General features: G+C 71.5%; 10 protein-coding genes. 9 read left to right on the forward strand and 1 reads right to left on the reverse strand.

The window, feature by feature from the left end; genetic code table 11:
• Window positions 1–230 precede the first annotated feature (230 nt).
• The 7 genes from ACIRVK_RS27495 to ACIRVK_RS27525 all read left to right on the forward strand — a co-directional run bounded on the left by ACIRVK_RS27495 (window position 231) and on the right by ACIRVK_RS27525 (window position 10,520).
• Window positions 231–2,669: an FAD-dependent oxidoreductase gene (locus ACIRVK_RS27495; RefSeq protein WP_404251559.1), complete on the forward strand. Its 2,439-nt coding sequence runs from the start codon at window positions 231–233 to the stop codon at window positions 2,667–2,669.
• Between the two features lie 139 nt (window positions 2,670–2,808).
• A complete protein-coding gene (locus ACIRVK_RS27500) occupies window positions 2,809–3,669 on the forward strand; it encodes a bifunctional methylenetetrahydrofolate dehydrogenase/methenyltetrahydrofolate cyclohydrolase (protein ID WP_404251561.1) in 861 nt (286 codons plus the stop codon).
• The gene (gene glyA, locus ACIRVK_RS27505) at window positions 3,666–4,952 is read left to right on the forward strand and encodes a serine hydroxymethyltransferase (RefSeq protein ID WP_404251563.1); all 1,287 of its coding nucleotides are present in this window, start codon (window positions 3,666–3,668) and stop codon (window positions 4,950–4,952) included. Before ACIRVK_RS27500 ends, glyA begins: the two co-directional genes overlap by 4 nt.
• Window positions 4,949–6,181 (forward strand): sarcosine oxidase subunit beta family protein, encoded by a 1,233-nt coding sequence (locus ACIRVK_RS27510; RefSeq protein ID WP_404251565.1) that lies wholly within the window; start codon window positions 4,949–4,951, stop codon window positions 6,179–6,181. Before glyA ends, ACIRVK_RS27510 begins: the two co-directional genes overlap by 4 nt.
• Before the next feature lie 24 nt (window positions 6,182–6,205).
• Window positions 6,206–9,358, forward strand: coding sequence for a sarcosine oxidase subunit alpha family protein (locus ACIRVK_RS27515; RefSeq protein ID WP_404251567.1), 3,153 nt, complete (start codon window positions 6,206–6,208; stop codon window positions 9,356–9,358).
• Window positions 9,351–9,974, forward strand: coding sequence for a sarcosine oxidase subunit gamma (locus ACIRVK_RS27520; RefSeq protein ID WP_404251569.1), 624 nt, complete (start codon window positions 9,351–9,353; stop codon window positions 9,972–9,974). The genes ACIRVK_RS27515 and ACIRVK_RS27520 overlap by 8 nt, the downstream gene beginning before the upstream one ends.
• A gap of 45 nt (window positions 9,975–10,019) precedes the next feature.
• On the forward strand, window positions 10,020–10,520 hold the full coding sequence (locus ACIRVK_RS27525; RefSeq protein ID WP_404251571.1) for a cupin domain-containing protein: 501 nt from the start codon (window positions 10,020–10,022) through the stop codon (window positions 10,518–10,520).
• Here ACIRVK_RS27525 and ACIRVK_RS27530 read toward each other — a convergent pair.
• Window positions 10,493–10,879, reverse strand: a complete 387-nt coding sequence (locus ACIRVK_RS27530) for a cupin domain-containing protein (protein ID WP_404251573.1) — start codon at window positions 10,877–10,879, stop codon at window positions 10,493–10,495. The genes ACIRVK_RS27525 and ACIRVK_RS27530 overlap by 28 nt on opposite strands.
• A gap of 112 nt (window positions 10,880–10,991) precedes the next feature.
• Between ACIRVK_RS27530 and ACIRVK_RS27535 the strand changes: the two genes are divergently transcribed.
• Both ACIRVK_RS27535 and ACIRVK_RS27540 read left to right on the forward strand, forming a co-directional pair.
• The gene (locus ACIRVK_RS27535) at window positions 10,992–12,470 is read left to right on the forward strand and encodes a glutamate-cysteine ligase family protein (RefSeq protein WP_404251575.1); all 1,479 of its coding nucleotides are present in this window, start codon (window positions 10,992–10,994) and stop codon (window positions 12,468–12,470) included.
• A gap of 210 nt (window positions 12,471–12,680) precedes the next feature.
• The gene (locus ACIRVK_RS27540; RefSeq protein WP_404251577.1) at window positions 12,681–13,901 is read left to right on the forward strand and encodes an aminotransferase class V-fold PLP-dependent enzyme; all 1,221 of its coding nucleotides are present in this window, start codon (window positions 12,681–12,683) and stop codon (window positions 13,899–13,901) included.
• Window positions 13,902–14,377 lie beyond the last annotated feature (476 nt).

Genomic DNA, 14,377 nt, shown 5'->3' on the forward strand with positions numbered 1-14,377 from the left:
CGCCTGGCTAATGTCGCGGACTCCTCTGGCGGTCGGCTTCGGCCGGGGGGGGGGGGCCCGCCCGCGCCCCCCCCCCGCCGGGCATTGCCGTGTTCCGTGCGTGTTCCGAGCCGTTTTCCGACGTCACGGACCCCTTGACACCCCCTCCTCGCGACAGGCACGCTGAGTTGCGCAACCTGAATCGTGTTGCGTAGGCAGCAACTGACCGGTTTGAATTCGGAGGTGCGGCGATGGCGGGACCCCGAGTGGTGATCATCGGAGCGGGCGTCGTGGGAGCGGCCCTCGCGGACGAGATCTCCGCGCGAGGCTGGACCGAAGTGACCGTGGTCGACCAGGGCCCCCTCCCCGCCACCGGGGGATCCTCGTCGCACGCCCCGGGCCTGGTCTTCCAGACGAACTCCTCCAAGACCATGACCGAGCTGGCCCGCTACACCGTCGAGAAGTTCTGCTCCCTCGACGTCGACGGCAAGCCCTGCTTCCTGCAGGTCGGCGGCCTCGAAGTGGCCACCACCCCCGAGCGCCTCACGGAACTGCGCCGGCGCCACGGCTGGATCACCGCCTGGGGCATCGAGGCCCGGCTGCTGACCGCCGACGAGTGCGTCGAGCAGCACCCCCTGGTCAACCGCGACCGGGTCCTCGGCGGCCTTCTGGTCCCCACCGACGGCCTGGCCAAGGCCGTCCTCGCCGTCGAGGCCCAGATCCGCCGGGCCACCGAGCGCGGGGTGACGTTCCTGCCCCGCCACGAGGTCCTGGACGTCCTTCAGGCCGGCGGCGAGGTCACCGGCGTCCGCACCGACCAGGGCGACCTCGAAGCCGACATCGTCGTGTGCTGCGCCGGCATCTGGGGCCCGAAGATCGCCCGCATGGCCGGGATGAACCTCCCCCTCACCCCGCTCGCCCACCAGCTCGCCTGGACCGGCCCCGTCCCCGCCCTCGCCGGCCAGACCGAGGAGGCGGTCCGCCCGATCCTGCGCCACCAGGACACCGACCTCTACTACCGCGACCGCTTCGACGGCATCGGCATCGGCTACTACGGCCACCGCCCCATGCCGATCTCCGCGGACGACATCCTCTCCGTCGACGCGGCCGACCAGATGCCCTCGGTCCTGAAGTTCACCGAGGAGGACTTCGCGCCGGCGTGGACCGAGACCCAGTCCCTGCTCCCCGCCACGCAGGACGCGAAGATCGAGGAGGGCATCAACGGCCTCTTCTCCTTCACCACCGACAACTTCCCGCTGCTCGGCGAGTCCCCGGACGTCAAGGGCTTCTGGGTCGCCGAGGCCGTCTGGGTCACCCACTCCGCGGGCGTGGGCCGGGCGATGGCCGAGTGGCTGGTCGACGGCCACTGCTCGTCCTTCGACCTGCACGAGTGCGACGTCAACCGCTTCGAGCCGCACCAGCTGACCCCCGAGTACGTCCTGGCCCGCGACTGCCAGAACTTCGTCGAGGTCTACGACATCCTCCACCCGCTCCAGCCGTCCGGTAAGCCGCGCCCGATCCGCAAGAGCCCCTTCTACGCCCGCCAGCAGGAGCACGGCGCCTTCTTCCTGGAGGCGAACGGCTGGGAGCGCCCGCAGTGGTACGAGGCCAACGCGAGCCTCGTGGAAGGCCGTTCGATCCCCACGCCCAACGACTGGGCGGCACGGTACTGGTCGCCCATCGTCGGCGCCGAGGCTCAGGTCACCCGCGAGACGGTAGCGCTGTACGACATGACGGCCCTCAAGCGCCTCGAGGTCAGCGGCCCCGGTGCGGCCGACTTCCTGGAGCGGCTGGTCACCGGCAAGGTCGCCAAGTCCGTCGGCTCGGTGACGTACACGCTGCTGCTCGACCACGACGGCGGCATCCGCAGCGACGTCACCGTGGCGAGGCTGGCCCGCGACCTCTTCCAGGTCGGCGCCAACGGCAACCTCGACCTCGACTGGTTCGGCCGCCACCTGCCCGCCGACGGCACCGTCCAGGTCCGCGACATCACGCCGGGCACCTGCTGCATCGGCCTGTGGGGACCGCTGGCCCGCAAGGTCCTCCAGCCCCTGACCGACGACGACTTCTCCAATGACGGCCTGAAGTACTTCCGCGCCAAGCGCGCCCACATCGGCTCCGTGCCGGTCACGGCGATGCGCCTGTCGTACGTCGGGGAGCTGGGCTGGGAGCTGTACACGACTGCCGACCTCGGCGAGAAGCTCTGGGACACGCTGTGGGCGGCCGCCGAACCGCTCGGCGGCATCATCGCCGGCCGCGGCGCCTTCAACAGCCTCCGCCTGGAGAAGGGCTACCGCTCCTTCGGCACCGACATGACCTACGAGCACGACCCCTACGAGGCCGGCGTCGGCTTCGCCGTCAAGCTCGACAAGGACGACTTCGTCGGCAAGTCGGCGCTGCTGCTCCGCAAGGAGAACGTGGGGCGCCGGCTGACCTGCCTCACGATCGACGACCCGCGGTCGGTCGTCCTCGGCAAGGAGCCGGTGTTCGACGGGGGGCGGGCCGTGGGGTACGTCACGAGTGCGGCGTACGGCTACACGATCGGCAAGGGGATCGCGTACGCGTGGTTGCCGACGGAGGTGGCTTCGCCGGGGACGGTGTTGCAGATCGGGTATTTCGATCAGCAGGTCGAGGCGGTTGTCGCCGAGGAGCCGTTGTTCGATCCGACGATGTCGCGGCTCCGTGGGTGACCGTTCTTAGTGCCGCGATTGGTTGTCGATCGGCTGCGGGTGCGTCGTGGCTGGTCGCGCCCCGCGGCGAAGCCGCTGATCAACACAGCCCCGCGCCCCTCTGGGGCGCTCGACTCCCGCCCGGGAAGGAGTACCGTCGGTGAGCGCACAAGTGCTTGACGGCAAGGTCACTGCTGGGGAGATCCGGCGTGAACTCGCCGAGCGCGTGGCCAAGTTGACGGCCGCTGGCGGGCCTCCGCCCGGGCTTGGGACCGTTCTCGTCGGTGACGACCCGGGAAGTCACGCCTACGTGGCCGGTAAGCACCGGGACTGTGCTCAGGTCGGGATCGCCTCCATTCGGCGGGATCTGCCTGCCGACGCCACCCAGCGGCAGGTCGAGGACGTCGTCGACGAGCTCAATGCCGATCCAACCTGTACCGGGTACATCGTGCAGCTTCCGCTGCCCGGGCACCTGGACGCCAACGCCGTACTCGCCCGCATGGACCCGGCCAAGGACGCCGACGGGCTGCACCCCGTCAACCTCGGGCGGCTCGTGCTGGGGACCGAGGCGCCGTTGCCGTGTACGCCGCGTGGGATTGTCGAGCTGCTGCGTCGGTACGAGGTGCCGATCGCCGGGGCGCGCGTGTGTGTGATCGGGCGCGGCATCACCGTCGGTCGGCCGATCGGACTGCTCCTGACCCGCCGCTCCGAGAACGCCACCGTCACGCTGTGCCACACCGGCACAAAGGGGCTGGCCTGGCACGTCCGCGAGGCCGACATCGTCATCGCCGCCGCCGGCTCGCCCGGCCTGATCACCAAGGACATGCTGCGCCCCGGCGCGGCCGTCCTGGACGTCGGCATCACCCGTACCGAGCAAGGGCTGGTGGGCGACGTCCACCCGGAGGCCGCCGCGGTCGCCGGATGGATCGCGCCGATGCCCGGGGGCGTGGGCCCCATGACCCGGGCGATGTTGCTCGCCAACGTCGTCGAGGCCGCCGAGAGGAACGCGAACGCCGTATGAACGCGCTGAACACCCCCCTGGCGGAGCTGGACCCCGAGGTCCACGCCGCCCTCCGGGCCGAGCTGCACCGCCAGCAGTCCACCCTCGAGATGATCGCCTCCGAGAACTTCGCGCCGACCGCCGTGATGGAGGCCCAGGGCTCGGTGGCGACCAACAAGTACGCCGAGGGCTACCCCGGCCGCCGCTACTACGGCGGCTGCGAACATGTCGACGTCACCGAGCGGTTGGCGATCGAGAGGATCAAGTCCCTCTTCGGGGCCGGGTTCGCCAACGTCCAGCCGCACTCCGGCGCCCAGGCCAACACCGCTGTCTTCTTCGCCCTGTTGCAGCCCGGCGACACCATCCTCGGGCTCGACCTCGCGCACGGCGGCCACCTCACCCACGGCATGCGCATCAACTACAGCGGCAAGATGCTGAACGTCGTGCCCTACCACGTCGCCGAGGCCGACAACCTGGTCGACATGGACGAGGTCGAGCGCCTCGCCAAGGAACACCGCCCCAAGATGATCATCGCGGGCTGGTCGGCGTACCCGAGGCAACTGGACTTCGCGGTCTTCCGCCGGATCGCCGACGAGGTGGGCGCCCTGCTGATGGTCGACATGGCGCACTTCGCGGGGCTGGTCGCGGCGGGACTGCATCCCAGTCCCGTACCGCACGCGCACGTGACGACCACGACCACGCACAAGACGCTGGGCGGCCCGCGCGGCGGAGTGATCCTCACCAACGACGCCGACCTCGCCAAGAAGATCAACTCGGCGGTGTTCCCCGGTATGCAGGGCGGCCCGCTCGAGCACGTCATCGCGGCGAAGGCGGTCTCCTTCAAGGTCGCCGCGTCCCCGGAGTTCGCGGAGCGGCAGGCCAGGACGCTGGCGGGGGCCCGCATCCTGGCCGAGCGCCTGACACAACCGGACGCGACGGCCGCCGGCGTGAAGGTGCTGACCGGGGGCACCGACGTCCACCTGGTCCTCGTCGACCTGCGTGAATCCCCGCTCGACGGCCGCCAGGCCGAGGACCTGCTCCACGAGATCGGCATCACCGTCAACCGCAACGCCGTCCCCTTCGACCCGCGCCCGCCCATGGTCACCTCGGGCCTGCGCATCGGCACCCCGGCGCTGGCCACGCGCGGCTTCACCGAGGACGACTTCGCCGAGGTCGCCGACGTGATCGCCCGCGCCCTCCAGCCGGAGCCGGACCTGGCCGCCCTGCGCGCCCGCACCGAGGCACTGGCCGCCAGGCACCCGCTCTACCCGCACCTTTCCGGCCCCTCAGGAGACGCCCGATGAGCCCCCGCACCCCCGGCGCCGAGCTCCCCGAACACCCCGACTGGCTGTGGCGCACACCCGAGCCGAAGCGCTCGTACGACGTCGTCATCGTCGGCGGCGGCGGACACGGCCTGGCCACCGCCCACTACCTGGCGAAGAACCACGGCATCACCAACGTGGCCGTGCTGGAGAAGGGCTGGCTGGCGGGCGGCAACATGGCCCGCAACACCACGATCATCCGCTCCAACTACCTGTGGGACGAGAGCGCCGGCATCTACGAGCACGCCCTCAAGCTCTGGGAGGGCCTGGCCGAGGAGCTGGACTACCCGATCCTCTTCTCCCAGCGCGGCGTGCTCAACCTGGCCCACAGCCTCCAGGACGTCCGCGACAGCGTGCGCCGCGTGGAGGCCAACCGCCTCAACGGCGTCGACGCGGAGTGGCTGGACGCGGACGGCGTCAAGGAGGTCTGCCCGATCGTCAACACGTCACCCGACGTGCGCTATCCGGTCCTCGGCGGCACCTACCAGCCGCGGGCCGGCATCGCCAAGCACGACCACGTGGCGTGGGGCCTGGCCCGCTCGGCGGACGCAGCCGGAATCGACATCATCCAGAACTGCGAGGTGACCGGCCTGGACGTGGTGGGCGGCCGGGTAGTGGGCGTCCAGACCAGCCTCGGCCCGATCGCGGCCGGAAAGGTGGCGCTCTGCTCGGCGGGCCACACCTCCGTCCTCGCCGCCATGGCGGGCATCGAACTCCCGCTCCAGAGCCACCCGTTGCAGGCCCTGGTGTCCGAACTGCTGGAGCCGGTGCACCCCACCGTCGTCATGTCCAACGCGGTCCATGTGTACGTCAGCCAGGCCCACAAGGGCGAGTTGGTGATGGGTGCGGGCATCGACGCGTACAACTCCTACACGCAGCGCGGCGCGTTCCACATCATCGAGGAGCAGATGTCGGCGGCCCTGGAGCTCTTCCCGGTCTTCGCCCGCGCCCACGTCCTGCGTACCTGGGGCGGCATCGTCGACGTCAGCCCCGACGCCTCACCCATCGTGGGCCTCACCCCCGTCGACAACCTCTACCTCAACTGCGGCTGGGGCACGGGCGGCTTCAAGGCGACCCCCGGCGTCGGCTGGGTCTACGCCCACACCATCGCCCACGACACGCCCCACCCGCTCAACGCCCCCTTCTCGCTCGACCGTTTCATCACCGGCGCGCTCGTCGACGAGCACGGCGCGGCCGCGGTGGCCCACTAGGGATCCTCAAGGGAGCCGAACGACATGCTGCTCATCCCCTGCCCGTGGTGCGGACCGCGCGACGAGGCCGAGTTCCACTACGGCGGCCAGGCCCACGTGCCGTACCCGGAGAACCCGGCCTCACTCACCGACGAGGAGTGGGCCAAGTACCTCTTCTTCCGCGCGAACCCCAAGGGCCCCTTCGCGGAACGCTGGACCCACTCCGCAGGCTGCCGCCGCTGGTTCAACGCGGTACGCGACACGTCGACGAACGAGATCCTGGCTGTATATCGGGCGGGGGAGCAACGACCGGAGACGGTCGAGCCACGCCCCCTGACTTCCCAGCCAGGTCCGGTTCCTTCCCAGCCGGGGCCGGCTGTTCCAGCCCGTCTGGGGGCGGAGCCCCCAGCACGCACCGGCACCCGGCAGATCACCTTCACCTTCGACGGTACGGAGTACCACGGCCGTGAGGGAGACACCCTAGCCGCCGCCCTGCTCGCCAACGGCGTCATCGCGGCAGCGACCAGCATCAAACTGGGCCGCCCCCGAGGCATCTTCTCCGCCGGCGTCGAAGAACCCAGCGCCGTCGTCCAGATCGAGAAGCCCTTCCCCGAGCCGATGCTCCCCGCCACGACCATCGAGCTCTACGACGGCCTGGTGGCGACCAGCCTCCCCGGCCAGGGCCGCCTCGCCACCACCCCGGACCCGGCCCGCTACGACGCCGTGCACACCCACTGCGACCTGCTGGTCGTCGGCGCCGGCCCGGCCGGCCTCGCAGCCGCCGCAGCCGCCGCGCGCACCGGCGCCCGCGTCATCGTCGCCGACGACCGCCCCGAACCCGGAGGCAGTCTCCTCGGCACCGGTGAACTCCTCGACTGGGTCGCGGAAACCGCGGCGCTCCTCGACGCCGCCCCCGACGTCCGGATCCTGCGCCGCACCACCGTCTTCGGCTACTACGACGACAACCACCTGCTGGCCGTCGAACGCCGCACCAACCACCTCGGCGCCGACGCCCCGCCGCACGTCTCCCGCGAACGCGTCCACCGCATCCGCGCCCGCCGCGTCGTCCTCGCCACCGGCGCCCACGAACGCTCCCTCGCCTTCGCCGACAACGACCGCCCCGGCGTGATGCTGGCCGCCTCGGCCCGTACGTACGTCAACCGGTACGGCGTCCTGCCCGGCCGGCACGCGGTCGTGTTCACCACCAACGACAGTGCGTACGCGGCGGCGCTGGACCTGCACCGGGCCGGCGTGGACGTCACCGCGATCGTCGACACGCGTCCCGAGCCGGGGGAGTGGGCTGAGCTTGCCCGCACGGCCGGTATCGAGGTGCTGCCCGGCCACGCGGTGACCGGCACGGAGGGCGAGGCGCGCCTGTCGGCGGTGACCGTCGCGCCGTACGGACAGACCACGGCGCAGCGGGAGTTCGCCGCCGATCTGCTGCTTGTCTCCGGTGGCTGGAACCCCGTGGCGCACCTCTTCAGCCAGGCGGGCGGCAAGCTCAGGTACGACGAAGGCCTCGGCACGTTCGTCCCGGACTCCTGCCGTCAGGCCGTCGAGGTCGCGGGCAGCGCGAGTGGTGTCCTCGACCTGGCCGGTGTCCTCGCCCAGGGCGCGGCCGCCGGCGCCCGCGCGGTCGAGGCCGAGGGGTACACCCCCGAGACGCCCCGCCTGCCGCGGGTGCCCGCACAGCCACGGCCGACGCCGCCCATGCAGGTCTTCACCGTCCCGGGCCGTGAAGGCGCCCCCCGCTTCGTCGACCTCCAACGGGACGTCACCGTCGAGGACTTGGTGCGTGCCACGGGCGCGGGCATGCGCTCGGTCGAGCACACCAAGCGCTACACCACCGCCGGAACGGCGAACGACCAGGGCAAGACCTCCGGAGTCCTGGCCAGTGGTGTGGTCGCCGAACTGCTCGGCGTGGACATCTCCGCCCTCGGCACGACCACCTTCCGTCCCCCCTACACGCCCGTCTCCTTCGCCGCCCTCGCGGGCCGCGACCGGGGCGTCCTGCACGACCCGATCCGCACAACCGCCTTGCACAACTGGCATGTTGAGCACGGTGCCCTGTTCGAGAACGTCGGCCAGTGGAAGCGTCCCTGGTACTACCCCCAGGACGGCGAGGACATGGAGACGGCCGTGCTGCGCGAGTGCGCGGCCGCCCGCGAGAGCGTCGCCTTCATGGACGCCTCCACCCTCGGCAAGATCGACGTCCAGGGCCCGGACGCGGCCGTGTTCCTGGACCGGCTCTACACCAACATGATGAGCACCCTCAAGGTCGGCATGATCCGCTACGGGGTGATGTGCCGCCTGGACGGCATGGTCTTCGACGACGGCACGGTCATCCGCCTCGCCCCGGACCGCTTCCTGGTCACCACGACCACGGGCAACGCCGCCACCGTCCTGGACTGGATGGAGGAGTGGCTGCAGACCGAGTGGCCGGAACTGCGCGTCCACTGCACCTCCGTCACCGAGCAGTGGGCCACCGTCGCCCTGGTCGGCCCGAAGTCGCGGGCGGTGCTCTGCTCGCTCGCCCCTCAACTGGCCGTCTCCAACGACGACTTCCCGTTCATGGCCTGGCGGGAGACGACCGTCGCGGGCATCGCGGCACGCGTCTGCCGGATCAGCTTCTCCGGTGAACTCGCCTACGAGATCAACGTGTCGCCCTGGGAGGCGCTCGCCCTGTGGGAGGCACTGGCCGAGGCCGGCGCACCGTACGGCATCACCCCCTACGGCACCGAGACCATGCACGTCCTGCGGGCCGAGAAGGGCTACCCGATCATCGGCCAGGACACCGACGGCACGGTCACCCCGCAGGACCTCGGCATGAGCTGGGCGGTGTCGAAGAAGAAGCCCGACTTCATCGGCAAGCGCTCCTACGCCCGCGCCGACACGGTCCGCCCCGACCGCAAGCACCTGGTCGGCTTGCTCCCGGAGGATCCGGGCACCTTCCTGCCCGAGGGCACCCACCTGGTCGCCGACAGCGTGCTCCCGGCCCCGCCGGTCCCGATGCTCGGCCACGTCACCTCCAGCTACCGCAGCGCCGCGCTGGGCCGTACCTTCGCGCTCGCCCTGGTCAAGGGCGGCCGGGAACGCATCGGTGAACGCCTCTACGCCCCCGTGGGCGACCGTCTGGTCCCGGTGACGGTCGCAAGCCCCGTCCTCTACGACCCCGAGGGAGCCCGCCGCGATGGCTGACACCACGCCCCCCGCCCCGCTCCGCAGCCCCCTGTCCTACGCCGCCGCCGCTCTGGCGGCAGCGACGCGCGCCTCCGGCGGCGCGATCCGACTGGCCGAACTCCCCTTCCTCGCCCAGGTGAACGTCCGCCTGGACGCCAAGGGGGCGGCGGCGGACGCGGTCGGACTGGCGCTGGGCCTCCAGTTGCCCCTGGAGCCCGACACCGTCGTACGAGCCGGGGAGTCGACCGTGCTGTGGCTGGGCCCGGACGAATGGCTGCTGGTCGGTCCGCCGGACACCCAGCGGGAGCTGGAGGCCCGGGTCCGCGAGGCCGCCGGTGACGAGCCGGTGTCCGTCACCGACGTCTCCGCCCAGCGCACCACCCTCCTCGTCGCCGGCCCCCGTGCCCGCGACCTACTGGCGCACGGCTGCTCCCTGGACCTCCATCCCCGGGCCTTCGCCCCGGGCCGCTGCGCCCAGACGACGCTGGCCCGCACCCAGGTCGTCCTGGTGGCCCGCGACGAACCCAGGGCCGGGTTCTGGGTACTGGTCCGCTCGTCCTTCGCCGGGTACCTCACGGACTGGCTGCTGGACGCGGCGACCGAGTACGTCCACGGCTCGGCCTGCCCGGCCTGAACCGCCACCCGGCCGGGCTCGCCCGCATGCACTAGCGTCGTCGTCATGAGCGAACCGCCCACGACCCCCGGTGAAGGCTTCCACCCGCACCTCGACCACACCTCGGCCGGGGTGCCCGCGCGCAGCCGGCTGCACCACGTCCGCGCCGACGCCCTCGACGCGGACACGGCGCAGAGCGGCGGCATGCGCCGGTTCGCCGCCGTCAGCGGAAGGACCGTCGGCTCGGAGAGACTCTGGATGGGCCAGACCCACGTCGCCCCTTCCACCGCCTCCTCCGACCACCACCACGGCGAGTCCGAGACCGCGATCCACGTGGTGAGCGGCCACCCCGAGTTCGTCTTCCTGGACGACACCGGCGAGGGCCCCGAGGAGGTACGGCTGTGCACCTCACCGGGCGACTACGTCTTCGTACCCCCGTACGTTCCGCACCGGGAGGAGAACCCCGACCCCGCCGAGGAGGCCGTGGTCGTCATCGCCCGCAGCACCCAGGAGGCGATCGTCGTGAACCTGCCCGGGCTCTACGTGGTGAGAGACGTGGAGAGCTGACCTGCCGGACCGGCAGCCTGTGACCGGCTGCGGATCACCAGCATCAGGACGCCCTCGGGGCTCGTCCACGGCCCGTGCTCCATGCCCGGATGCCGGTACGCGTACATCCCCGCGGTGAACGTCTCGTCGAGGCGCAGATCGGTCAGGGAGCCTTCGAGGATGTAGACCTCCTCGAAGTAGTCGTGGCGCACGGGACCCTGCCGGCTGGTGTCCGTACCCGGTTCGTACCGCTGGAGGGCGGTGCCGTCCCCGGTCTCGGGGTCCTCGGCGAGCACCTGTTCCCACACGCCGTCGGCTGCCCCGGGAGGTCGTCGCCAGGGGGCCGCGGGCCGGTGGAACTCGGACTGCGGTCTACTCATCGGGGATGCTCCTCATGGTGTCGACCCAGTTCAGCCCGGTTGGCCCGCCTTGTCCGAGGCCCGTCCGTGGTGGGACGCTGGTGGTATCCGCCGAGGCTACTCGGGAGGTCGCATGGGACGTGATGTGCCGGCCCTGGTGTTCACGCGGGAGGACCGCCGTCGGTACCGGGACAAGATGCACACCTGCCTCGACGTACTGGCACAGATGCTGCGCGAGTCCGGCTTCGAGAGCGAGCGGCCCCAGGTCGGGCTGGAGATCGAGCTGAACCTGGTGGACGACCAGGGCCTGCCCGCCATGCGCAACACCGAGGTGCTGCAGGCGATCGCCGACCCCGCCTGGTCGAGCGAGTTGGGCCGGTTCAACCTGGAGATCAACATCCCGCCCCGGCAGCTGACGACCGGCGGCCCGGGCGCCTGGGAGCAGGCGATCCGCGACGCGCTGAACCACGCCGAGGAACGTGCCGCGGCCGTCGGCGCGCACCTGATCATGATCGGCATCCTGCCGACCCTGGCCGAGACGGACGTCGGCGAGTCCGCCCTGTCGGGCGACCCGCGCTACCGGCTGCTCAACGAGCAGATCTTCGCGGCCCGCGGCGAGGACCTGCGGATCAACGTCGACGGCGTGGAGCGCCTGTCGATGTACGCCGACGCCATCACCCCCGAGGCCGCCTGCACCAGTACGCAGTTCCATCTCCAGGTCGCGCCGAAGGAGTTCGCGGACTACTGGAACGCGGCCCAGGCCGTGGCCGGCGTCCAGACCGCCCTCGCGGCCAACTCGCCGTTCCTCTTCGGCAGGGAGCTGTGGCGTGAGACCCGTATCCCGCTGTTCGAACAGGCCACGGACACCCGTCCCGTGGAGATCAAGGCGCAGGGGGTACGGCCCCGGGTGTGGTTCGGCGAGCGCTGGATCACCAGCGTCTTCGACCTCTTCGAGGAGAACGTGCGCTACTTCCCGGCCCTCCTGCCCATCTGCGACGAGGAGGACCCGCAGCGCACGCTCGACGCCGGCGGTGTGCCCGAACTGGGCGAGCTGACGCTGCACAACGGCACGATCTACCGATGGAACCGCCCCGTCTACGCCGTCACCGACAGCGGCCCGCACCTGCGCATCGAGAACCGCGTCCTGCCCGCCGGCCCCACCGTGGCCGACATCATCGCCAACGGCGCCTTCTACTACGGCCTGACCCGCGCCCTCGTCGACGAGGACCGGCCGGTGTGGACCCGGATGTCCTTCCAGGTCGCCGAGGAGAACCTGCACACGGCGGCCCGCGACGGCATCGACTCCCGCCTGTACTGGCCCGGCGTGGGCGAAGTCCCGGTGACCGAACTGGTGTTGAGGCGCCTGCTGCCGCTGGCCCACCGGGGCCTGGAGCTGGCCGGCCTGGACGCGGAGTGGCGCGAGCCCCTGCTCGGCGTCATCGAGCAACGCTGCGTCACCGCCCGCAACGGCGCCCTGTGGCAGGCGGAGATGGTCCACCACCTGGAGAAGAACGGCGGCTGCGACCGGCGCGAGGCGCTGCGCCGGATGACCACGACGTACAAGGACTACATGCACCTCAACGCCCCCGCACACACCTGGCCGGTGGACTGACGGCCCGTCAAGCGCCGATCACCGCCATCGACACCGACGCATGCGACGTACACGCGCCGCCCGTCGACGTCCGCCCGATGCTGGAGCCGCGCGGTTGATCGGCCGCGGTCAGTCACCCTTGCGTCGGCACCTCGCCGACCCGCCGCCGCGCCGCGGTCAGCGGCGTGTCAGGATGCCGGGTCATCACCTGTTCCGCGGAGGCTGTCGCACGTGAGCAAGACAGAGCTGGTCACAGCGCCGGATCCCCTGCTGCTGGCCGACGGCAGGCCCGCCGTCGAGGCGTGGTCGCTGGATCCGGCGCTGAAGCACCTGAACCACGGTTCGTTCGGAGCTGTTCCGCTGGTGGCTCAGCGGCGGCAGGAGGCGCTGCGCGCGGAGATGGAGCGCTCGCCGGTGGTCTGGTTCCCGGCGCTGCCCCAGCGCCTCGCCGCCACCCGCGTGGAGCTCGCCGGGTTCCTGCGCGTCGACGCCGCCGACCTCGCCCTGGTGCCGAACGCCAGCGCCGGTGCCAGCGTGGTGTACGGCGCGCTCGGCCGCCGCAACGGCGGGGAGATCGTCGTCACCGACCACGGATACGGGGCCGTCACCATGGGTGCCGAGCGGCTGGCGCGCCGGTGGGGCGGCCGGGTCCGGACCGCGCGGGTGCCCCTCGACGCGGACGAGGACGAGGCGTACGAGGCCGTCGTCGCCGAGATCGGGGCCGGCACCGATCTGGTCGTCGTCGACCAGATCACCTCCGCGACCGCGCGCCGGATGCCCGTGGAGCGGATCGGTGCTCAGGCGCGGCGCCGGGGTGTCCCGATGCTGGTGGACGGCGCGCACGCGCCGGGGCTGCTGGCCGAGCCGCTCGCCGACGCCCCGTACGACTTCTGGACCGGCAACCTGCACAAATGGGGCTGCGCCCCGCGCGGTACCGCGGCCCTGGTCGCCCGCGGCTCCCTGCGCGAGCAGCTCTACCCGCTCGTCGACTCCTGGGGCGCCCCGGACCCGTATCCCGACCGCTTCGACCAGCAGGGCACCCTCGACGCCACCTCCTACCTGGCCGCCCCGACCGCCCTCGCCTTCATCGAGCGCTGCTGGGGCTGGCCCGCCGCCCGCCGCTACATGGACGAGCTCGCCGACTACGGCGCCCAGGTGATCGGCGCCGCCGTCACGGCGCTCACCGGCGAGGACAGCCGCGTCGACGTCGGCATGCCCGTCCCAGGCATGCGCCTGGTGCGGCTCCCGGCCGGGCTCGGCACCACCCGGGTCGAGGCCGACGCCCTGCGCGACCGCGTCGCCCGTGAACTCGACGTGGAGGCGGCCTTCACGAGCTTCGACGGCATCGGCTACCTGCGCCTGTCCGCTCATGTCTACAACACGGCTCAGGACTATGAGTACTTCGCCGAGCAGTGCGTCCCGGTCCTGGGCGACTGGGCGCGGGAGGGCTGAGGGCCCAGGATCACCGGGTCGCCGGACTGGTACAGGGCGACGCTCTCGCGAGCGGCAACAACCAGGGACTCTGCGCAACCTGCCCTCCCTGTGGCCGGGACGCCGCTGACCGAGGTGGGGCTCTACGGGCTGGGCGATCTGAGCACCCTGCCCGCCCTCAGGCTGCTCCGGAGGGGTGACCGTCACCCACGGCTGAGGACGCCGCCAGGGCGGCCGATTGATCACTGCACAGGGGTTGTCCTGACATTAGCCGCACGCCTAGGGTCGCCCAGGACACAAGCGCTTTCTGTGCTGCTGCGGAGGCATGCACGGAGACCACCCCACTGGAGCGCGCATGGGCATCCGATTCAGTCACGCGTACGGCGGGCATCTCGCCGACCCACCCTCGTCCTCACGCACGCGCCCCTGGTGACCGCGCCGCCCACTTGACCGGCGCGTTTTTGGACCGACCGACCCGAGGAAAGGAGAGGTGACCT

Source organism: Streptomyces sp. NPDC101152 (assembly GCF_044768275.1).
GTDB lineage: Bacteria > Actinomycetota > Actinomycetes > Streptomycetales > Streptomycetaceae > Streptomyces.

What these genes read in the sequence shown, in the direction of transcription:
- ACIRVK_RS27530 (WP_404251573.1), bottom strand. Translation starts at nt 10,879, where the DNA reads ATGAGTAGACCGCAGTCCGAGTTCCACCGGCCCGCGGCCCCCTGGCGA.
- ACIRVK_RS27525 (WP_404251571.1), top strand. Translation starts at nt 10,020, where the DNA reads ATGAGCGAACCGCCCACGACCCCCGGTGAAGGCTTCCACCCGCACCTC.
- ACIRVK_RS27495 (WP_404251559.1), top strand. Translation starts at nt 231, where the DNA reads ATGGCGGGACCCCGAGTGGTGATCATCGGAGCGGGCGTCGTGGGAGCG.
- ACIRVK_RS27515 (WP_404251567.1), top strand. Translation starts at nt 6,206, where the DNA reads ATGCTGCTCATCCCCTGCCCGTGGTGCGGACCGCGCGACGAGGCCGAG.
- glyA (WP_404251563.1), top strand. Translation starts at nt 3,666, where the DNA reads ATGAACGCGCTGAACACCCCCCTGGCGGAGCTGGACCCCGAGGTCCAC.
- ACIRVK_RS27520 (WP_404251569.1), top strand. Translation starts at nt 9,351, where the DNA reads ATGGCTGACACCACGCCCCCCGCCCCGCTCCGCAGCCCCCTGTCCTAC.
- ACIRVK_RS27535 (WP_404251575.1), top strand. Translation starts at nt 10,992, where the DNA reads ATGGGACGTGATGTGCCGGCCCTGGTGTTCACGCGGGAGGACCGCCGT.
- ACIRVK_RS27510 (WP_404251565.1), top strand. Translation starts at nt 4,949, where the DNA reads ATGAGCCCCCGCACCCCCGGCGCCGAGCTCCCCGAACACCCCGACTGG.